Below are 753 nucleotides of genomic sequence, written 5' to 3'. Positions count from 1 at the left end.
TTCGAGAACGCCGCGTTCACCCGCTCGGCAGCCGCCCCCGGCCCGGTGGAGGACGTCATCGTCACGGCACGCGGCGGCTACCACCTCATACGTTTCGTGGAGACCGCCTTCGACAGCAGCGTCTTCCTCTACCTGTGGCTGGACCGCGCCGAGGCCAACCTCGCGGTGGCCCTGTTCCGGGTCAAGGACCTCGCCGGCCGGCTGGTGGTGACGTGAGCGGCGACTCCACGCTGGCCCGGCTCGCCGCCGAACGCGCCACGGGCGCCCTCCACGGCTGCGTCGGCGCGCTCTACCTGGCCGACGGCGCGGTGGTGCACGCCGAGAGTCCGGCGGTGCCCGATGTGGGATGGCGGCTGACGGCCGGGGGACGGCTGTCGCCGGAGAGCTGGGACGAGGCCGTGGAGGCGGGCGGTCCCGACTACCGCGCGGGCAGCTTCCTCGTCGAGCACGGCCGGTTGAGCCGGGGCGAGCTCGAACTGTGCCACCTCAGCGCCCTGTTCGACGCCGCCTACTTCGTCCTCTCCCCGCTCGACGCCGCCCAGCCCGTGCCGGACCGCTTCCTGAAAGAGGCGAAGCACTGGTTCGGCCCGGTCCGCCCGGTGCCCGTCCCCGTTCTGCAACGGGAGGTGCGCCGCCGCCGGTGCCTGCTCGAACGGGCCTGGCCCAGGCCGGAGGTGGACGCCGCCCCCGTCGTACCCGTCACCGGCACGGGCGCGGCCGGACGCGGCGCCCTCCCGCCGACGTGCGGCCGGC

2 pseudogenes are annotated in these 753 nt (G+C 74.9%); both read left to right on the top strand.

From position 1 onward, the window contains the following. Nucleotides 1–216 (top strand): annotated as a pseudogene (locus tag LE181_RS31665) (hypothetical protein); the annotation flags it as partial. Further along, nucleotides 213–753 (top strand): annotated as a pseudogene (locus LE181_RS31660) (hypothetical protein); the annotation flags it as partial. The pseudogenes LE181_RS31665 and LE181_RS31660, both read left to right, overlap by 4 nt.

The sequence above is a fragment of the Streptomyces sichuanensis genome, assembly GCF_020328095.1.
Taxonomy (GTDB): Bacteria; Actinomycetota; Actinomycetes; order Streptomycetales; family Streptomycetaceae; genus Streptomyces; species Streptomyces cinnamoneus.
Note: the sequence above shows the minus strand (reverse complement) of the source record. Positions and strands in the feature narration are given on the sequence as shown.